This is a genomic window from Halomonas sp. AOP43-D1-4 (genome assembly GCF_052446175.1).
In the GTDB taxonomy this organism is placed as follows: domain Bacteria; phylum Pseudomonadota; class Gammaproteobacteria; order Pseudomonadales; family Halomonadaceae; genus Vreelandella; species Vreelandella citrativorans.
Genome location: NZ_JBQSVY010000008.1, coordinates 39,237 through 59,003 on the forward strand (window position 1 = coordinate 39,237; position 19,767 = coordinate 59,003).

Annotated in this window: 19 protein-coding genes; 8 read left to right on the forward strand and 11 right to left on the reverse strand. The window is 54.9% G+C overall.

The features are described 5' to 3' along the window. Positions 1–7 precede the first annotated feature (7 nt). Positions 8–1,030 (reverse strand): SO_0444 family Cu/Zn efflux transporter, encoded by a 1,023-nt coding sequence (locus ACT3RQ_RS10070; protein WP_192526617.1) that lies wholly within the window; start codon positions 1,028–1,030, stop codon positions 8–10. Between the two features lie 71 nt (positions 1,031–1,101). On the opposite strand from ACT3RQ_RS10070, the gene ACT3RQ_RS10075 reads away from it, so the two are divergent. Further along, on the forward strand, positions 1,102–1,533 hold the full coding sequence (locus tag ACT3RQ_RS10075; RefSeq protein WP_444680404.1) for a MerR family transcriptional regulator: 432 nt from the start codon (positions 1,102–1,104) through the stop codon (positions 1,531–1,533). Positions 1,534–1,631: 98 nt separating this feature from the next. Beyond that, a complete protein-coding gene (locus tag ACT3RQ_RS10080; protein WP_444680405.1) occupies positions 1,632–2,144 on the forward strand; it encodes a hypothetical protein in 513 nt (170 codons plus the stop codon). 137 nt (positions 2,145–2,281) lie between these two features. Here ACT3RQ_RS10080 and ACT3RQ_RS10085 read toward each other — a convergent pair whose 3' ends face one another. Then, positions 2,282–4,408, reverse strand: coding sequence for a TonB-dependent siderophore receptor (locus ACT3RQ_RS10085; RefSeq protein ID WP_444680406.1), 2,127 nt, complete (start codon positions 4,406–4,408; stop codon positions 2,282–2,284). Between the two features lie 210 nt (positions 4,409–4,618). Between ACT3RQ_RS10085 and ACT3RQ_RS10090 the strand changes: the two genes are divergently transcribed. The 4 genes from ACT3RQ_RS10090 to ACT3RQ_RS10105 are packed head-to-tail and all read left to right on the forward strand — an operon-like array spanning position 4,619 to position 8,559. Next, entirely contained in the window at positions 4,619–5,611 is a 993-nt protein-coding gene (locus tag ACT3RQ_RS10090) for an iron-siderophore ABC transporter substrate-binding protein (RefSeq protein ID WP_444680407.1), read from the forward strand. After that, complete coding sequence (locus ACT3RQ_RS10095; protein ID WP_444680408.1) at positions 5,571–6,647, forward strand: FecCD family ABC transporter permease; 1,077 nt, start codon at positions 5,571–5,573, stop codon at positions 6,645–6,647. The genes ACT3RQ_RS10090 and ACT3RQ_RS10095 overlap by 41 nt, the downstream gene beginning before the upstream one ends. Then, the gene (locus ACT3RQ_RS10100; RefSeq protein ID WP_444680409.1) at positions 6,644–7,717 is read left to right on the forward strand and encodes a FecCD family ABC transporter permease; all 1,074 of its coding nucleotides are present in this window, start codon (positions 6,644–6,646) and stop codon (positions 7,715–7,717) included. The genes ACT3RQ_RS10095 and ACT3RQ_RS10100 overlap by 4 nt, the downstream gene beginning before the upstream one ends. Next, a complete protein-coding gene (locus ACT3RQ_RS10105) occupies positions 7,714–8,559 on the forward strand; it encodes an ABC transporter ATP-binding protein (protein WP_444680410.1) in 846 nt (281 codons plus the stop codon). Before ACT3RQ_RS10100 ends, ACT3RQ_RS10105 begins: the two co-directional genes overlap by 4 nt. 46 nt (positions 8,560–8,605) lie before the next feature. Here the strand turns inward: ACT3RQ_RS10105 and ACT3RQ_RS10110 are convergent, their stop codons facing one another. Genes ACT3RQ_RS10110 through ACT3RQ_RS10125 form a run of 4 tightly spaced genes read right to left on the reverse strand, consistent with a single transcriptional unit; the run spans position 8,606 to position 12,604 of the window. Further along, positions 8,606–9,781 carry a mandelate racemase/muconate lactonizing enzyme family protein gene (locus tag ACT3RQ_RS10110; protein WP_192526610.1) on the reverse strand — a complete coding sequence of 392 codons (1,176 nt, stop codon included), beginning with the start codon at positions 9,779–9,781 and terminating at the stop codon, positions 8,606–8,608. 17 nt (positions 9,782–9,798) lie between these two features. Further along, positions 9,799–11,070: a TRAP transporter large permease gene (locus tag ACT3RQ_RS10115; RefSeq protein WP_192526609.1), complete on the reverse strand. Its 1,272-nt coding sequence runs from the start codon at positions 11,068–11,070 to the stop codon at positions 9,799–9,801. Continuing rightward, positions 11,067–11,639, reverse strand: a complete 573-nt coding sequence (locus ACT3RQ_RS10120; RefSeq protein WP_192526608.1) for a TRAP transporter small permease — start codon at positions 11,637–11,639, stop codon at positions 11,067–11,069. Before ACT3RQ_RS10120 ends, ACT3RQ_RS10115 begins: the two co-directional genes overlap by 4 nt. After that, positions 11,639–12,604, reverse strand: a complete 966-nt coding sequence (locus tag ACT3RQ_RS10125) for a sialic acid TRAP transporter substrate-binding protein SiaP (RefSeq protein WP_192526607.1) — start codon at positions 12,602–12,604, stop codon at positions 11,639–11,641. Before ACT3RQ_RS10125 ends, ACT3RQ_RS10120 begins: the two co-directional genes overlap by 1 nt. A gap of 130 nt (positions 12,605–12,734) precedes the next feature. Between ACT3RQ_RS10125 and ACT3RQ_RS10130 the strand changes: the two genes are divergently transcribed. Beyond that, positions 12,735–13,445 (forward strand): FadR/GntR family transcriptional regulator, encoded by a 711-nt coding sequence (locus tag ACT3RQ_RS10130; protein WP_444680411.1) that lies wholly within the window; start codon positions 12,735–12,737, stop codon positions 13,443–13,445. Between the two features lie 251 nt (positions 13,446–13,696). Here ACT3RQ_RS10130 and ACT3RQ_RS10135 read toward each other — a convergent pair whose 3' ends face one another. From ACT3RQ_RS10135 to ACT3RQ_RS10145, 3 genes are read right to left on the reverse strand one after another with little or no spacing between them, the layout of a single operon-like run. Then, positions 13,697–15,070, reverse strand: a complete 1,374-nt coding sequence (locus ACT3RQ_RS10135) for an amidase (protein WP_444680412.1) — start codon at positions 15,068–15,070, stop codon at positions 13,697–13,699. Beyond that, positions 15,064–15,279, reverse strand: coding sequence for a hypothetical protein (locus ACT3RQ_RS10140; protein ID WP_087108104.1), 216 nt, complete (start codon positions 15,277–15,279; stop codon positions 15,064–15,066). Before ACT3RQ_RS10140 ends, ACT3RQ_RS10135 begins: the two co-directional genes overlap by 7 nt. Beyond that, positions 15,276–16,505 (reverse strand): MFS transporter, encoded by a 1,230-nt coding sequence (locus tag ACT3RQ_RS10145; protein WP_217883863.1) that lies wholly within the window; start codon positions 16,503–16,505, stop codon positions 15,276–15,278. The genes ACT3RQ_RS10140 and ACT3RQ_RS10145 overlap by 4 nt, the downstream gene beginning before the upstream one ends. 135 nt (positions 16,506–16,640) lie before the next feature. On the opposite strand from ACT3RQ_RS10145, the gene ACT3RQ_RS10150 reads away from it, so the two are divergent. Then, on the forward strand, positions 16,641–17,204 hold the full coding sequence (locus ACT3RQ_RS10150) for a TetR/AcrR family transcriptional regulator (protein ID WP_444680413.1): 564 nt from the start codon (positions 16,641–16,643) through the stop codon (positions 17,202–17,204). Positions 17,205–17,264: 60 nt separating this feature from the next. Here the strand turns inward: ACT3RQ_RS10150 and ACT3RQ_RS10155 are convergent, their stop codons facing one another. Next, positions 17,265–18,461, reverse strand: coding sequence for a Bcr/CflA family efflux MFS transporter (locus ACT3RQ_RS10155; protein WP_087108100.1), 1,197 nt, complete (start codon positions 18,459–18,461; stop codon positions 17,265–17,267). 102 nt (positions 18,462–18,563) lie between these two features. Beyond that, positions 18,564–19,724 carry an FMN-dependent L-lactate dehydrogenase LldD gene (gene lldD, locus ACT3RQ_RS10160; RefSeq protein ID WP_192526602.1) on the reverse strand — a complete coding sequence of 387 codons (1,161 nt, stop codon included), beginning with the start codon at positions 19,722–19,724 and terminating at the stop codon, positions 18,564–18,566. Positions 19,725–19,767: the final 43 nt, after the last annotated feature.

Consider the following 19,767-nt stretch of genomic DNA (forward strand, 5'->3'; position numbering starts at 1 on the left):
TGAATGTTTAAAACCCCAGCAAGCGCTTACGCACGGGGCGAACAGCCACCAAAGCCAGCACGGCCAGCGCTAGCCACTCCAGCCAAACAGGCAGTAGTTCCTGAACCTCGCTTGCCTGATCGACCACATTCCAGCCCGTCATTCCCAGCACGCCATCTACTGTCCAACCTACGAGCACAGTAACGACAAGCACGCTGGCGAGATAAACCGCCAACGCGGCATTGCCCAGTTCGCGACGCAATATCGCTAACGTCGCCAGGCTGGTGATCGGCCCTGCCAGCAGGAAAACCAGCGCCATACCCGGTGAAATCCCCGCTAACAGCAGCCCAGCGGCAACCGGCGTGGCCGCTGCCGCACAAATGTAGAGTGGGATGCCCACCACGGCCATCAGCGCAAGCGCCAGCAGCCCACCTGAGTAATGGGCCAGCGTATCAGGCGGCACCAGCGTTACCAGTACGCCCGCCAGTAACAGCCCGGCAAACACCCATGCGCTGATATCATCCAACAGATCACTAAACGCATAACGCAGCCCGGCCTTCAAACCGCTGGGTTCGTCGGCTTTCGCGGTGGGCGTATGACAGCCGGATGAAGCGCAGCAGCCGCCAGGCGTGGCAGGGGCGGGAGTGGCAGGTTCACGCGTTAATCCGACTAGCAGCCCGGTGACAATGGCCGTTACTAATGCACCGATGACGCGCACGACGGCCATCAGCGGGCCAAGCAGTACGCTGGTCAGTAGAATGGAATCAACGCCCACCCCCGGCGTGCTGATTAAAAAAGACGTCGTGGGCCCACGCCCCGCACCACCACGATGCAAAGCAATAGCGGTAGGAATCGCGCCACACGAACACAGCGGCAGGGGCATACCTATGACCGCCGCCCGCACAATGCTGCCCAAGCCACGCCCTCCCATCCAGCGCTGCAGCACGTGTTCCGGCAGCCATGCTTTAATCAGCCCAGCAATTACCAACCCCAACAGCAGCCACGGGGCCGCCGTTAACGCAATTTGCAATAGCTCTATAACCAGCGTCATGTCATCACCTGCTTGTCCACAGTGGGAATAGGGGCTAGCCTAAACCCTGTAATCGTTACAGGGTCAAGCCGATGAAAAACACATATCGCATTGGTGAAGTGGCTACCCGCACAGGCTGCTCACCGGAAAGCATTCGTCATTACGAAAAGCTCGGGTTACTGCCACCCGCCAAACGCAGCGAGCAAGGCTACCGGCATTACGATCAAGCAGCGCTTGCGCGTATCGGCTTTATTCGTCACGGCCGCAGCCTCGGTCTCGATCTACATAGCATTCAAGAATTACTGGCACTTTCAGACCACCCAGACACCGACTGCGGCGCGGCTGACGACATCGCCACTCGGCACCTTCAACATCTGGAAGCGCGCATTGCCAAGCTGCAAGCGCTCGCTACTGAGCTACGCCAGGTAGTACAGCAGTGCCGAGGAGGCAAAGCCGCCGACTGCCAGATCATCCAAACGCTATACGACCACACGCTTGCCTGCAGCGAACACGGCTGTGGATAAATAGAGGCGACGATGCGTAGAAGCGTGGCGAGGCGCCCCTCTTCCTCAAGTAGCTATCGACTACAATGGTGTTAGCGCATCGTAAAAAGGGCTTTTAAATGATCGAATCACGCGAAGAGCTAGAAGCCATCAGAAAAACATGCCACTCAATGGTGACCAGAAGCTCCAGCCTTTCTGCTGGCACAGCGATCATCCCCATTCCCGGCGTGGATATCGGGTCAGACGTTGCCATATTGCTAAGACTCATTCCCAAAATAAACGATAAATTCGGCCTAACGCCCGAGCAAATCGAAGACCTGGATACCGAATCAAAAGTGATGGTGATGACCGCTATTTCCAATGTCGGCAGCAAGATGGCCGGGAAGTACATCACCAAAAAACTGGTGATATCGCTGCTTCAAAAGATGGGCGTTAAAGTAGCAGCAACCGGTGTGGCTAAATACGTACCCTTTGTCGGCAGCGCCGTGGCGGGTGGCATCAGTTTTACGGCGATGAAGTATATGGGCAATAGCCATATTGAGGATTGCTATAAAATTGCGCTGGCTGCGCTGGAGAGTAAAGTTCCGACGACGGTAGACACTAACGAACCGGCACCAGACCGGGACACATAACGACACGCTTAAGAGACACTGACTCAGCCAGCGTTAACCAGTAACAATCAAATTATTATTAGCAAAAAAAACACCCCGATCCAAGCCAGGGTGTTCTAGGGCGTTAGCGAATTACCATGCAATCTGGTGAGATCACATCACCACTGGTAACTGACTTTTGCGGTAATTTCACGCCCCGGATTATAGTAGTTTGCTGTGGCTGACCCAACGACGTGTTGCTCATCAAACAGGTTACTAACGTTAACGGTGAGGTCAGTGTTTTCGACGATTTGATAACTTAAGGCCGCATCATAGAGTGTTGCGGCATCACTCTTGGATGTATTGCCGACATCATAGTAATAGGTACCTGTATAACGTGCACCCAGACCAATGCTCATGGGCGTCGCGGGAAGCGTATAATATCCCCAGAGTGAAGCCGAATGTTTAGGAGCAATGGCAAATTCATTTCCTTGCCTGGATGCGTTGTCGTCGCGCACCACTTCTGAATCCATGTAGGAATAGCCGCCGATTAAGCTCAAGTTATCAGACAACTCAACTTTCGCTTCCAGATCAAGGCCTTTTACACGGGATTCACCAACAGTTTCCCGTTCAATCACCCCATTATCCTGCGTTACCGAGATAGTGACGTCATTTCTGGTCAGGTCGTAGATCGCTGCAGAGAACAGCGCATTTGTACCGAAGGGCGCGTATTTCGCACCAATTTCATACTGTTCGCCCCGTTCAGGCTTAACACCTATAGAAGGTGGTGCAACCGACTCCACCATACTGATATAGGTAGAAATTTCATCAGTGATTCGATAGGTCAGTGCTCCGCGAACGGAAGTTTCAGAAAAATCATCAGACGTGGTAACGCCATCCCTATCTTCACTAGAGATATCCAAGGAATCATTGCGCACGCCCCCAGTGACAATGAAGCGATCATAGAAAGACAAATTTTGCGTCAAGAAAACCGATTTGGTCGTGTAGTCCTGCTTGTTGCTACTGTAAACGTTCAGGCTGGTTGGACCGCCACTATATACAGGGTTTGCAATGTCGATAGGCGCTGAGTCTCCAAAAAAGGAACTGTCCTCAGTTGAAGCATCACGATACTCTACCCCCGCAATAGTGCTGCTATCGAACCAGTCAAAGCGAGCATCGTATTGCAGGAGAGCATTACCGATCAATTCCCGTGCTTTGCTGTCGGAACCGAAATAATCGCGATCCAACACGCTGCCTACTCGCGCTGCAGAATCAGTGATATAGACGTAACCGAAGTCGTCCTTCAGATCGCTATAGCGCAGATTACTTTGTAGAATCAGCCCGTTATTGAAATCATGGATGAGTTGCCCAGTAACACTGGTACGCTCAACATCATGATAGTTGAAATCAGGCTCGCCAAAAAAGACGCTACGATCATACTCCCGGTCGAGTGGGTAACCGCCGCTATTAGGAGTGTCATCCCGCTTTAAATAATCGAATATGACGCTCGCTGAGGTGTACTCTGTTGGCTCCCAAGCCAAGCTCCCCATCAAGAAGCCATGGTTATCTTTGGAATGATCATACTCACGATCACTGTCCTTGATAGTACCGGTGAAGCGGTAGGCCAACGTCCCATCAGCATTCAATATGTCGCCAACATCAATACCGGCCTCTTTGTGATCAAATGACCCATAAGATAGATACCCTTCACCAAAGCTTTCAAATTTGGGTCGTTTGCTCACGAAGTTGACCGAGCCACCCGGGTCGGCTGGGCCGAAAAGTGTGGAGTTGGCCCCACGTAATACTTCAACCCGCTCATAGGCGAACGGTTCCTCACGAACACCGCGCATTGAGCCTAGCGTAAGCCCGTCACGATAGGTGGTAGCCTGGAAACCCCGGATCTTGAAATAGTCGTTACGGTCATCCGTGCCGTAGTAACCGGTGATAACTCCTGGCGTATATTGCAAGACTTCTTCAGTGGTAGAGGCGTTTCGCTGCTCAATCTCTTTTTCAGTAATGACCGATACGGAGGCGGGCGTATCGAGAAGACTGGTGGCGACCTTACCGCCCACCCATAGTTCTTGAGCCACTATCGAGTTGGCATCATCATCAGCATAAGCCTGAGCATTAACGATAATCGGGGCGAGGCGATAGTCTCCGTTATTGCCATTACCGTCGCCTGCTTCCTGTGCATTCCCAATCATGGGAATCGTGATGAGCGTTGTGCTGCACAGTATGGCGGTAGTGGTCTGCTGCCACCGTAGTCGATTCGTGTTGGGCCAGACTGTGCTAGTGCTGTCAAACATGTTCAAGATCCCTGGAAGTGAATAAACCCGCCCCGCCGCCTGATGATTTTTGTGAAAAAGGCCGTGAGAGTATCCGGAGGTGGTCTGGAGTAGTCAATAGTGGTAATGTAAATCATAATTATTTAGAACACGTTTTATACTAACCACATTTCGTAATGACCATCAATTCCAAGACTATCGATTATCAGAACTAAAGCTTTAGAGGAAGCTATGGCATTGTTGCGTAAGAGCATATCCGTTTGCGTATCGCTTCTGGCGGCGTGCAGCCTCGGTGCTACGTCCGTAAGCGCCCAAGAGTACCCGTTAGAAATCGAACACGCCCTTGGCACCACCATCCTTCAGGAAAAACCGGAACGAATCGCCACCGTGGCGTGGGCGAACCACGAGGTGCCGCTGGCGTTAGGCGTTGTACCGGTCGGCTTTGCTGCCGCTAATTTTGGCGATACCAACGGCAACGGTTTGCTGCCTTGGGTGGAGGCCAGGCTTGAAGAACTTGAAGTAGCGCCCCCCGCCCTGTTCGATGAAGGTGATGGTATTGATTTTGAGGCCGTTGCGGCCAGCCAGCCTGATGTAATCCTTGCGGCCTATTCAGGGCTTAGCCAAGCGGACTACACCACCTTGAGCCAAATTGCCCCGGTCGTCGGTTACTCCGAAGGCCCGTGGGCGACAGACTGGCGCGATATGATTCTTCTCAATAGCGCTGGCATGGGCATGGCCGACGAAGGCCAGGCACTGATTGAACGCCTTGAACGCCAAATTGCTGAAACTGCCCAGGCGCATGCCGAACTAGAGGGCAAAACAGCCATGTTCGTGACGCACCTCGACCCCACCAACCTGGGGCACATCTCTTTCTACACCGATAACGATGCACGAGTGCGATTCTTCCATGACCTGGGGCTGGTCTCGCCAGAGATCGTTCAAGCCAACTCGGCACCGGGCACGTTTTCAGGCGAAATCAGCGCTGAGCTAATCGACCAACTGGCAGACGTGGATATTCTGGTCACCTACGGCGGACAAGCGCTGATTGAACAGCTCGAAGCCCATCCGTTGACCTCTCGGCTGCCCGTCGTTGAAAACGGCGCCATTGTGCTGCTCGACAATAGTCCGCTGGGTACTGCGGCCAACCCGACACCCATGTCGATTTCATGGTTATTAGACGATTATGCTGACCTGCTCTCAGAAGCCGCACGCCACGCAGAGTAGCGTCGTTACTGCGCCAACCGCTAGCGTTACCCGGCAGCGTAAAAAGCGAGGCACACGCCTTGCTGGAGGCCTAATGCTGCTGGCGCTGCTTGCGTTGGCGCTAACGCTTTCTGTAGCGTTTGGCGCTCGCACGGTGGGTTGGCCAGAGATAGTGGCGGCGCTAAGCGGGCAGGTAGAAACCATTGGCGATGCCGCCGTGGCGAGTCGCTTGCCGCGTACTCTACTGGCAGTGCTTGCGGGCGCGGCACTCGCCGTATCGGGAGGCGTTATGCAAGGGCTTACCCGTAATCCGCTTGCCGACCCCGGCCTGTTAGGCGTTAACGCCGGTGCAGCACTGGCCATTGTAATAGGGATCGCGTGGTTTGGGATTGATGAAACCACGACCTACATCTGGACGGCTATTCTGGGTGCCGGGCTTGCCGCCGTGGCGGTTTACACTATTGCCAGCCTGGCACGCGGGGGCGCCACACCGCTCAGGTTGGCATTGGCCGGGGCCGCTACGACGGCGGCGTTAAGCTCGCTGGCGACGGCCGTTATACTGCCACGCGGCGATATTGCGGGGCTGGCGCAGTCGTGGCTGGTGGGCGGTATTGGCGGCGCGACGTACAACCAGATCATGCCCGTACTGCCTTTTCTGCTCGCAGGTTTTGTGATCACGTTACTCGCCGCGCGCAAGCTCAACCTGCTGGCACTGGGCGACGATGCCGCTGCGGGCCTGGGCGAAAAAGTCGCCGTCGCCAGAGCCATGTCGGCGGTGGGCGCGGTACTGCTATGCGGCCCGATTACGGCTATCTGTGGCCCCATCGGCTTTGTCGGGCTGGTGGTACCACATGCCTGCCGCCTGCTTGTCGGCGGTGACTACCGCTGGCTATTGCCATTTTCCGCCTTGGGTGGCGCCGTACTGTTAACGTTTTCAGATGTGGTGGGGCGACTGGTAGCGCATCCTGCAGAGCTTGATGCAAGCATCGTTACCGCCTTTATCGGTGCACCCGTGTTTATCTGGATTGTACGCAACCGCAAAGTAGGTGCGCTATGAACCCGCCCTCTTATAACGCCACCCCTTCATCCCTCTCTCAACACCATGAACATCATCCTTATAGGCAGATGCGTCGGGCACACGCCAAGCGCCGGGGGCGGATACTTGCGGTATTGGCCGCCTGTTTACTGGCAGGCGTAGTGTTGACCTTGATGCTGGGGCAATCCTTTACGCCACTCACCACGGTGCTGCGCATTATGGGTGGCGCTGAGGTGCCCGGGGCAAGTTTTACCGTGCGAGAATTACGCTTACCAAGGGCCGTGGTTGCGGTGCTGGCAGGCGCCTGTTTTGGACTGGGCGGTGTCGCTTTTCAAACCCTACTGCGTAATCCGCTGGCAAGCCCCGACATTATCGGCATTAGCACCGGCGCGAGCACCGGCGCAGTGTTTGCCATTGTGGTGCTATCGCTCAGTGGCACGGCAGTTTCAATCATTGCGATTGCAGCTGGGCTAGGCGTGGCGCTGTTAATCTACGGGCTCTCCTGGCAGCAAGGCGTAACCGGCGCTCGATTAATTCTCATCGGCATTGGCCTGGCCGCGATGCTACAAAGCGTTACGGCGTACCTTTTAATGCGCGCGCCCAGTTGGTCGCTACAGGAAGCATTACGCTGGATGGCAGGTAGCCTTAACGGTGTCCAGCTTGAGCAGGCACTACCGCTGTTTATCGCCCTGCTACTGTTTGGCGGGCTGTTGTTAAGCCGCCACCGAGACCTGGAAACCCTGCGAATGGGCGACGATATCGCGGTGGGATTAGGCGTTCGTCTAGCCCTCACGCGAATTACTGTGGTGATTACCGCCGTGGCACTTGTCGCCTTTGCCACTGCGGTAACCGGTCCCATCGCGTTTGTGGCGTTTCTTTCCGGTCCCATTGCGGCACGTTTAGTGGGGCGCAACGGCTCGCTATTGATTCCTTCTGCGCTGGTAGGTGCTCTGCTGGTGCTTTTAGCAGACTACGCGGGCCAGTTTCTGCTACCTGCCCGCTATCCGGTCGGCATTGTGACCGGCGTATTAGGCGCCCCCTATCTCGTTTACCTGATTACTCGCGACAATAAAAGCAGAGGCACCCTATGAGCGCTTCGTCGCTACTCGCCCAACACCTGACCGCAGGCTACGGCGAACGGACCATTCTTAATGACGTCAGCCTAACCGTTCAAGCGGGGCAAACAACCGCTATTGTGGGCGCTAACGCCTGTGGAAAATCTACGCTGTTACGCGTGCTTTCACGGCTCCTGACACCGGAGCAAGGCAACGTGTTGCTGGATGGAAATGCCATTCATAAGCTGCCCGCCCGCCGCTTGGCACAACAGCTGGGGTTTCTGCCTCAGTCGCCTATCGCGCCTGAAGGCATTACCGTTCTTGAGCTGGTGAGCCGCGGCCGCCACCCGCATCAAGGGCTTTTCCAACGCTGGAGCGCTGCCGATGAAGCCGCCGTGGCCGATGCTTTAAGCGCGACTCACATGGCCAACCTGGCCGACAGCGCCGTAGAAGAACTTTCCGGCGGGCAGCGCCAGCGGGCGTGGATCGCCATGGCGCTTGCTCAGCAAACCGATGTACTGCTGCTGGATGAACCCACTACCTTTCTGGATATCAACCACCAGATCGAAGTGCTCGACCTGCTCACCGACTTAAACCAAACGCGCGGCACCACCATTGTGATGGTGCTTCACGAGCTGAACCTGGCCGCCCGTTACGCCGACAAGCTAGTCGCCATGGCGAACGGCAATGTCTACGCCGTTGGCTCATCGGAAGACGTCTTTACCGAACAGATGGTACGCGATGTCTTTGGCCTGGAAAGCCGCGTCATCGTCGACCCGGTCACGGGAAAACCCATGATGATACCGCTGGGGCGGCATGGGGGTGTAGAGAAAACCATGCCGCTTTTAGCCGATAAGAAGTGCTATCCAATGCAGTGATTGCCCTGCACAGATAAGCGGAACGTTGTTCGTTCCTACTTGGCATCTAGCAATCGATTTTGAGTGCTTCTAATCTCTCTTTATCGATGTCTATACCCAAGCCTGGCCGTTCAGGCAACGCCAAGCGGCCTTGAGAAAGCGCTAGCGGCTCGGTCAAAAGCGCTTCTCGCAGTGGATTGTTTGCCGACACGTCGAATTCAACCCAAGTGGGTGTGTGCGCGCGATCAGGATGCGGCTGCGGCGGAATTGCGGCAGCGAAATGTGCCGCTGCCATAATGCCAACAGCACTCCCCCAGACGTGAGGCGAGACTCTTAGCCCGTTGAGGTGGGCCATATCAGCGATACGTAGTGCCTCTACATAGCCCCCGCAAAGGTTGAGATCCGGCATTAGAACATCAACACCTCCTGTCGCGGCTAGCTCACGAAACTCCACTGCGTTAACCGACGCCTCACCCGCAGCAATACGGCCTTCACGGCGAGCCGCAAGGCGGCGAAAGCCGGGAAGATCCTCTGGCGCTACCGGCTCCTCAATCCAATAAGGTCGCAGCGGTGCCAAAGCAGCCATCGACTCTAGTGCTATATCCGCCGTGTAGGCACCGTTGATATCCGCCATGATGGCGACATCATCACCAAGAATTTGGCGGGCACTCTGCATTCGCTCAATATCACTTTTGATGCCATGGCCAATTTTAATCTTGTAGCCCTCAAACTGCCCAGCAACGCGCTCAAGTTGTGCTTCCAATGGCAATGCCGCCGGTTCATGAAAATAGCCACCCGATGCGTAAACTTGCACCGATGTTTGCGCTTCTCCACCCAATAATCGATAGATGGGTAGCCCCAGTAGTTTGCCCAATGCGTCATGAAGGGCGATATCCAACCCACTAACGGCAGCCGCAAGCTGGCTTTGGGCGCGTACGTGATAAAGCACGTTCGTCATTCGTCGCCAGATCACTCGATGATCGAAAGCGCTTTTGCCCACATATGCCTCGCGGAGTATATCCAGGTAGGCAAGTGTCGTCTTCGGCGGGCCATAGCATTCACCAATACCCATAATGCCTGCCGAAAGACGCACGAAAACGAGGGTTGCCATTCGCGCATGGCCGATTTCCCTTGCACTTCCATAGCCCCCGTCCGCCGGAAGATAGCTACCTATAGGCACCATATCAATCGCCTCGACAACAGCATCCTGGGCAACCGAAGGGGTATTTTGCAGATGGTTCATGCGACTTAATCTCCAAACTAAATCAGGCTAGGCAGCCATAGCGTCAAAGCAGGAATAAACGTGATCAACAGCAGTGACACCAGAAGTGCCGCAATAAAAGGAAGTGTTGCCTTTACCGCACGGGGGAACGATATATCGGCGACTCGTGCCAGAATAAAAAGCACTAGCCCGACCGGGGGCGTAAGCAGACCAATCATCAGGTTAAGCACCATGATGATGCCGAACTGAACGGGATCAACGCCCGCCTGGATAGCCAGTGGCAACAGTACGGGCGTTAGAATAGTGATGGCCGCAACCGTCTCCATAAAGCAGCCAACCACTAATAAAATTAAATTGATCAGCAGCAGAATAACGATAGGATTATCGGCGACTGTCATCACCGCTTCTGCGAACGCAGCGGGAACCCCTTCGCGCGTCAGAATCCAGGCAAAGATAGAAGAGGCGGCAACGATAAGTAGCACAACAGAGGTCATTTCCACCGTTTCGCGGAAAACTGTGATGATCTGGCGCCAACCTGCGCTGCGATAAACCAGCGTTGCCAATACCAACACATAGGCCACGGCTGCAATAGCGCTCTCGGTTGGAGTAAAAATCCCCAAAACGATACCGCCTACAATAATGACGGGGATAAGTAGCGAAAGCGCTGCATGTATAAACGTAGAGAGCAGGCGGCGTAGCGAGAAGCGCTCGCCAATTGGGTAGCCACGCCGATGAGAAATCACCGCGACCATTGCCATCAGCATTGCCGCAATCAACAGGCCTGGCACAATGCCTGCAATGAACAGCTGGCCAATGGAGGCAGATGCTACAACTCCATAAACCACAAGCGGAAGCGACGGCGGAATAATTGGCCCGACAGTCGAAGAGGCCCCGGTAATTCCCACGGCGAAATCAACATCGTAGCCTTTATCGCGCATTGCCTTGATTTCAACGGCACCCAAGCCGCCAGCATCAGCGATTGCCGCACCCGACATGCCCGCAAATATCACTGAAGCACCTACGTTAACGTGCCCCAGGCCACCACGCGTCCACCCCACCATCGCATCGGCGAAGCGGAAGATTCGCTCGGTTACCCCGCAGACATTCATCAAGTTGCCTGCCAGAATAAAGAAAGGTACAGCAAGCAGTGGAAAGCTATCCACGCCACCCACCATGCGCTGAATCAGAATGATATCGGGGATCCGGCCAGAGGCCAGTAGATAAACCAGCGATGACCCCGCCAACGCCACCGCGACTGGCGCACCAATCAACAGCAGGCACGCCAACGCTACGAAAAGCAGAATGATCATTTCTCCTCCTTGCCTCGCCAGAAGGCAACGCCCTGGCGGGCTAAACGAAATGCCATCGCCGCGCAGGCTACGGCAACCACGGTATAAAGCCAGCCCTTCGAGATTGGCAACGTACTCATACTGGAATGCCAGACCTTTTGGCCGACCTGCCATGCAAGCCATGCCACGTAACCAAAGAATGCTGCGCTAAGCAGATTGTTGAATCCTCGCAGCCAACGTTTCGCCTTATCTGGCAAGATGAGTTCAAGGATTTCTACGTAAATATGACCACGCCGCGAAGCAGCGCCCGCCGCACCGATAAACACCAGCATCACCAATAGCATGCGAGCACCCTCCTCGGTCCAGCCGATGGAGTGGTTAAAAACATAGCGCGACAAAAATTGCGCAAACACCACGCCACCCAGAAGGATTAGAACTCCCAGTGCCACATGATCCTCAAACACCCACTTTGGCGTCGAGCTATTCTCACAGACACCAGGCTGTTCAAGACTCCCGGCCGCGCTCTCGCGGCCAGGTTGTGCTGACATCGCCGCTACTTCATCACGGTGATCGCCTTTGTCCCCCATCATTACTCAATCGCCTCCAAACGCTGGTATTGGTCAACGGTCCAGCCGGCGTTTTCATCGGTCAGCTTCGGCTTGACCATTTCAGCGAAGGCCTCGCGATCTACCTCATGCACTTGCGTGCCCTGCTCCTGGAACCAGGACACCAAATCCTGCTCTTGTTGGTGGATATCCAGGCTTCCTTGCTCGGCGGCTTCGCTGAATACTTCCAGGAACAATGCTTGATCTTCGGCGGAGAGCTGCGACCAGGCACTGCCGTTCATAATGATCGGCTGACTATCAAAGATATGCCCGGTCAACGAGATATCAGACTGTACCTCATCAAACTTCATCGCCTGGATAATGGGCAGAGGGTTCTCTTGGCCATCGACCACACCTTGCTGAAGCGCTAGATAGACTTCCGAAAAAGCGATTGGAGTAGGGTTAGCGCCTACCGCCCTTGGGAACATCAGTAATAACGGAGCATCTGGTACACGAATTTTCATACCCTGCATATCATCAGGTGCGAGTATCGGCTTATTGGCGGTGACGTGGCGCTGCCCAAAATAGATCAAACCAAGCGGCACATGCCCCGTAGAGTTTTCATATCCCTCGGCAAGCTCTTGGAAAAGATCGCTTTTTGAATAAGTCATCCAGTGATCAAAATCCCGGAAAACGAAAGGAGCACTGCCCAAAGCAATAGGCGGATAAGCATTTCCAGCAAACGCATTCCCGGTATAAATGATATCTACCGTTCCCAAGTCGAGACCTTCGTTAAGCTCAACCTCGTTGCCTAATTGAGAGGAGGGAAAAACCTCAACATGATGCCGCCCATCGCTTCGCTTTTCGATTTCATTAGCGGCCCATAGTGCCCATTTATGATGACTATGGCTTGCCTCATAGATATGACCAAACACAAAGTCATTAGCTTGAGCCAAAGGTGCTAAAGACAGAGCAAAAAGAAGACCTGTTAGTTGATGGCGTGCGCGCATTATTATCTCCTTATTGGTTTTAAAATCGCCTTGAACAGTACACTCTGGACAAACAAATTTATCAATTTGTTTATTAAAGGCTTAAAATAAAATCAATAAGCACTTGTTTTACAATCAAAACAATCGCAACATGGCAGTATTAAACGTGACAACAAAGACTAAAGTTGAAAAGACGAAAGAACTACATGAGGACATGCGAAGCTGGATTCTTCGTGGTCAATATCTTCGAGGCTCAAGGCTACCCACAGAGGCTGAACTAGCGAATCGCTACGAGTTAAGTCGTAGTGCAGTAAGGGATGTGGTTGCACAGCTAAAAGCAGAGGGCCTTGTAGCTTCTCGTCAAGGATCCGGGCTTTTTGTTATTGCAAGACCCTCAACGGCACTTGACGCACCCAATTTTGTAAACAACTTTAATGATCTGATTGCACTATTTGATTTTCGAATGTTAATCGAGACCGAGTCAGCGGTATTAGCAGCAAAAAAGCGCAATGAAAGTGATATTGAGCGCATAGAAGACAAGCATCATGCTTTACAGGATGTCTTTAGAAACGGAGGGCAAGGCACTCAGGAGGATTTTGACTTTCATTTACAGATCGCCAGAACATCAGGCAACAAATTCCTTCTTAGCTCTATATTAGCGCTGCAAACAGGCGTAATTTTCTCCGCCAAATTAGGTAAAAAAACCTCTGACTTACCAAGATTTCTACAATCCAGACAGGTCTCACAAGAGCACGCTGCCATTATCGACGCTATTCGTGCGGCTGATGACACACAAGCCAGAGCGGCTATGCAGCATCATATCGAGGCCTCGCTTTCACGCATTTTACACGGCCAGCCATAAGCGCAATACCTTTGGCCTGGAAAGCCGGGTCATCGACGACCCGATCACGGGAAAACCCATGATGATACCGCTGGGGCGGCATGGGCCGTGCAAACGTAAGCGTGTATCTACTGCCGATAGGGAGACACAGGCCTGAAGAAGACGTGGATGTGCTTGGCCGTTCTGTGCAACCTGGTGCTTAAGGCAACTACCAAACAATCCTTGGTAGCTGCCTTGACGTCACCACTTTCTCGAACTCAATGCCTGCTCGGTTAAGTGGGGGAAAGAGGCTGCTCAATGGCCCGCCCAACCTGTAGCACTTTGGCGTCATCAAATGCCTTGCCCATAATCTGGACCCCCACGGGCAGCCCTTGATGATCCTTACCAAATGGCACCGTCAGCGCGGGTAGTCCGGTCACATTGGCGGGTGCGCATAAGCGCACATACGCTTCGGAGACACTCTCTTGGCTGCCGTCGTCCCAATCAAACGTATCCTGCTCCAAGCGTGCTGCTGTCTGAGGAACGGTGGGTGCCAGTAAAACATCGATGTCTGAAAACAGAGAACTCCAGCGCTTAGCGATGAGGCCTCGGGCACGCTGCGCCTTCAGATAATCGCCTGCTGGCAGCAGTTGTCCGGCTTCGAGCAAGCTGCGTACATCATCACCGTATAGCGATGCTGATTGGCGTATGTCCTTGGCGTGTACGGTTGCTGCCTCGGCCACCATCAGACCCCACTGAGTCGGGATGAGGTAGTCAGCCAGCGGAATATCCACCTCCACCAGCACGGCGCCCTGTTGTTCCAGATGCGCTGCCGCACGCCTAACCGCCGCGGCGACTGGCTCCGCAACGTGGTCAAAATAGTAGTTGCGTGGAATACCAACACGCAGCCCATGCACATTTGACTGTGCGTTGGTATCGAAAGAGGCAGGAGGAGTACGGCTAGCGGGGTCGCGCGCATCAAAGCCCATCACTGCCTGCAATAACAGGCCAACATCCTCTACCGTGCGTGCCATAGGGCCCGCATGATCGAGCGACCAGGCCAGGGGCATAGTACCGTGGCGAGAGACCAAGCCATACGTAGGCTTGAACCCGACTAACCCGCAAAGTGCTGCGGGCACCCGAATCGAGCCACCGGTATCGGTCCCCATGGCTGCCCAAGCGCCGCCGTAAGCAACCGCTGCGGCAGAGCCCCCACTGGAGCCCCCCGACGTACGCTGTGGATCAAGCGGATTGCGCGTTTGAGGTGTGGTCAGGCCGAAAGCGAACTCATGCAAATGGGTCTTGCCCAGGAGTATCGCGCCGCCACGCAGCAAGGCATCCGTTACCGCGCTGTTGGCCTCGGCCAGGTGTCCGCCCTGAACACGGGAGCTGGCCGTGGTGGGTTGGCCAGCAACATCGAACAGGTCTTTCAGCGCGACAGGAATGCCATGCAGCGGCCCACGGTAACGGCCATGTTGAATGTCTCGCTCGGCCTCAAGTGCCTGCTCACGGGCGGCTTCTTCCCATACAGATACAAAAGCGTTGATCTCTGGCTCTCGCGCACCAATACGCGCCAAGGCCGCATCCACCAATTCTACTGGTGACAGTTCGCATGCCACGATGGCGGCACTGGCTTGGGCCAGTGTCAGGTTTAATGGATTTAGCATGGTTGGTTCCCCTGGCTAGCATCAAAGGTAAATGAAGGAGTGCATGATTCATCGATAGGTAATTCGTCAAGCCGGGCAATGACCGTGTGTATGTGATGCAGGACACCCGCAATCAGTGGCGCACGTTCAGAGTTCAGGGGCAGCCCCAAGCTGGTAGCCAGAGCCAAGGTTTCCTCGGCGGACATAGGAGAAACAGTTTGAGCAGTCATGCTTGATTTCCTTTCTTCATTGAAGTGCGCGCTTGCACAAGCAGCAGGATAATGGCGAGTAAGGCCAGTGCAGTGATCACCGCACCATAGATATTGACCGCGGCCAGCAAGCCGGCCTTCTGCGCCAGGAAGCCGACAGCCATCGTGGGCACGCTATGGGCCAGATAACTTTCGATATAGAACACGCCCATCAGCGCGGCACGTTCATGGGGCTCAGCCAACGGCAGGACACTGCGTACAGCCCCGAGGAAGCTCGCGCCAAACCCAAACCCCGCAATAACCGACCCGACCAACAGCAAGACAGCGTTTCCCTGGTTAGCCCCGACCAAAATGACAACCAGCCCTGCGACCAAGGCAAGCTCGCCAGACAAGAGGGTTGTAAAAGCGCTCAGCTTGCGAGCCGCCAGAACCGCTATGGCGCCGGTGAGCGTTAGCGCTGCGACGACAAGACCACCCAGCCATGGCGTGTTCACATGCGTAACGTCAACGATCAGCGATGGCATAAGCGATAGATAAAAACCACCTAGCATCCACACTGCCACGTTTGCAGGAGTGACAGATAACAGCGTTTTTCGCGCTTGCAGCGGCACGGTAATGCGTGGTTTCAGGCTTGCCCATGCACCCGGGCGATATGTCACCGTCTCTGGTGCCAGCCAAATCAAGCCCAGCATCACCAGAAAAATAGCCAGCAGCAACGCGTACACCATGTGCAGCGGATCAGGCGCCAACACGACCAACGAGGTACTGCCTAGCGCGCCGGCTGCCATACCAAGCAGTGGTGAGATGCTGTTAATCACAGCCCCCTTCTCCCGACTAACATCGAGTATCGCCGCGCCAACTGCTGCAGTGGCCATACCCGTGGCAAAGCCTTGCAGAGCGCGCGCACCAATCAGCCAACCCGGCCCGGCCGCACCCAAAAAAACCACCATAGCGATGATCTGTAGCGACAACGCCATGGCAATAACCGGACGTCGACCAATATGATCGGACAGCCTCCCCGTCACCAGCAGTGCCAAAAGCAAAGCCAGCGCGTAAGTGGCAAAAACCACCGTCAGCAGTGTTGCGCTAAAGCTCCACTGCTGCTGATAAAGTTGGTACAGCGGGGTAGGCGCACTCGATGCTGCTAAAAAGGCAATCATTATCGCTGTGTGCAGGAAAACGGTACGGGCGGGAGACAAACTCCAGCTAGAGGAACGGCGGACAGTATCAGAAACGTTGATGGACATGATCTCTCCCAAAAGGCAAAATATTAGCTTTAAAGAGCATAAACTCAATAAATCACTAACGCAAATATTTTGCTTTAGTGATTTATTGCACCGTACCGACGAAACCGTGCCGACGAATAGGTACTGAAGGGACACATGACCAACAAACCCACTCCTCGTCCAGGGGGCCGCAGCGCTCGTATTCAGGCTGCCGTTCATCAAGCCGTTCGAGATCTGCAACAAGAGCAAGGCCGGGCCGGGCTTACGGTGCCCGCCATTGCCACACGCGCTGACGTCACCCCCTCGACGATCTACCGTCGCTGGGGTGATCTTGCCCAGTTACTGGCCGACGTTGCCGTCGAACAACTGCAGCCGGAGCAGCCGCCAGCCGATACAGGAAGTGTGCGTAGCGACTTGTTAGCCTGGCTTGTTGAGTACTTTGAGGAAATGTCATCAGCCCCAGGGCGGGCGATGCTCCGCGATGTTCTAGGCACAGAAGGCCATACCAGCGCGGGTAAATATGATGGCTTCTTGCGTCAGCAGATTGAAGTAATAAACGAACGCGCCCTCGCCAGAGGCGAGCAGCCGATGGATATAGGATTGGTCACCCAAATAGTGGTGGCGCCTCTGATGTACCGCATCCTGTTTGCCAACGAAACACCGACTACGCAGGCCATAGAAGCACTTTTCGAACAATTAGTAAGCTCAGCAGATGCTTAATAAAAAAGCCCCGTGTTCTGGATAACACGGGGCTTTTGGCAAGGGGCGCTGTTGGGCTCATTACGCCTCGACTGCGGCACGCCCTTTGATAATTGAGCGGGCAAGCAGCAGATACGCGACCGAGCCACAGGCGGCCATGGCCAACACCACCGCTTCAAGCGTATGCGGCAGCATGGCAGACAGGGCGCTCAAAATCCCGGCGATACCGAACTGGGCGGCGCCCAAAAGCGCGGCGGCGGTACCACTGCTAGTGGGGAAAAACTCCAAAAAGCAGGCCTGAATATTGGGTGAGATCGCCCCTACTGTGCCAATGGTCAGCATCATGGCAAACAGGAAAGCGTACATTGGCCACTCCATAAAGGCAGCCATCACTAGCAATGCAATGCCGACCGCCTGACAGCCCGTTGCCAATTGCAGGATGCGCATCGACGACATCCTGGAAAGCAGTACACGGTTGCAAATATTGAAGAAAAGCATCGCGACGATGTTAGCCGCAAACAGCACCGAAAAGCTTGAGGGCGACTGACCGAAGTGCCCCTGATAGATAAAGGAAGCGTAGGTAATGAACATCATCAGGGTGGAAAAGGAGGCAGCCTGCCAAGCGATAAACGGCAAGGCAGGTTTCGTCGACAGCACCAGTTTATAACGTGCCAGCAGGCTCATCTTGGGACTTTTCGCTCGCGACACCTTGCCCTTCCCGGAAAAAAGTACTCGCACCAGTAACGGCACCAGCAGCACCGCGTACACCGCCAGGGCAAAGAAAATATAGTGCCAGGAACCCAACGCCAGAATCGCACTACCAACGCTCGGGGCGATACCCGGCGCCAGCACCATGATAAAGCCCATCATCGAGAACAGTTTCGCGGCGTCGCGGCCCGCTACCCTGTCGCGTACCAGCGCCGGTACCGATACAAGCGTCAAACCCGCGCCAATGGCCTGAACGGCCCGCCCGCTAAGCAGAGTGTTCAAGGAATCCGCCATGCCGATGACAATACTTGAGAGCGCAAAAATCGCTAACCCGCTCATCAATACACGCTGGCGACCGAAGCGGTCCGAAAGCGCACCGCCAATGAGCTGCCCCACTGCCATCGCGAACACATACACTGAAACGCTTAACGACACGGCCTGCTGAGATATCCCCAGCGACTCGCCAATGACAGGAAAGGCCGGCAGGTACGTATCCATTGAAAACGGACCCAGCATCATGGTCAATGCCAGGCTCAGCACCACAATAAAGGGCGTTTTAGATTGGGTCATAAAAGCTCGCGTAGAAAGGCGTCATGGTCGACAACATCAGTACTATGATACCGACTGACGCCACCACCAGCCAATCGTTGAACATTTTAAGGGCAGCGTGTGCTACTCGCTCATTTTTATCTCTTTAACCACAGCATCCAGGTGGTTTGAATTGATCTCGGCGGGCGAGTTGGCACCGATCAACGTCATAGTGACACGCATATCAGCGGCGATCAGATCCAGCAGGTGGGAAACGCCCAGCTCGCCCCGTGCGGCCAGTGCATAAACGTAAGCGCGGCCCAACAGTACGCCCTGGGCACCCAACGCCAGCATACGCACCACATCAAGCCCAGAGCGCACACCAGAATCCGCCAGGACCGTCAGTTCATCGCCCACGGCCTCGGCAATATGCGGTAGCGCTTGAGCGGTGGAAATAGCCCCATCCAACTGGCGCCCACCGTGGTTGGAAACCACGATGCCGTCAGCCCCCAAGCGCACCGCATCCCGTGCATCCTCTTTATCCAACAGCCCTTTGATGATCAGCTTGCCCTTCCAGCTCTCACGAATCCACTCAAGATCGCTCCAGCTAATGGAGGGGTCGAAGTTTTTCGCCAGAAAGCCCATGTAGTCGTCCATGTTCATTTCATGCCCGGTGTAGGCCTCAATGTTACCGAACGACAGCGGCTTGCCTTTAAGCCCGACATCAAACGCCCACTGCGGGTGAGTGATTGCCTGAGCATACTGGCGCAGCTTGGCATTGGGGCCTGACATACCCGAGCGACGGTCACGGTAGCGCGAACCCGGCAGTGGCATATCCACGGTAAACACCAACGTTTTCATGCCCGCTTCCCAGGCACGCTCCAGGGCGTTTTTCATAAAGCCGCGATCTTTCAGCACGTAAAGCTGAGACCACTGCTCGCCGTGGGCATTTTTCGCCACTTCCTCGATCGAGCAAACCGACACCGTGGAAAGCGTATAGGGAATCCCCGCCTTCTCTGCGGCGCGCGCGGCTTGTACCTCGCCACGCCGAGCATACATGCCCGTGGCACCCACCGGCGCCAGCGCAACCGGCATCTTCCACTGGCTGCCTAAAATTTCAGTTTCAAGCGACGGCGTACCGCCGCCCTGCAGCACGCGCTGGCGCAAAGGGATAGCCTGCAGCGCCTCTACGTTGCTGCGCAGCGTGCTTTCCGTCACCGAACCGCCATCAAGGTAATCAAACAAAAAACGAGGAACACGCCGCTTGGCAGCTTGTCGGTAATCAGAAGGGCTTGAAATGATCATGAATTCGCCTTAACTCGACACGGGAACGGAGAAGTGAGCGTAT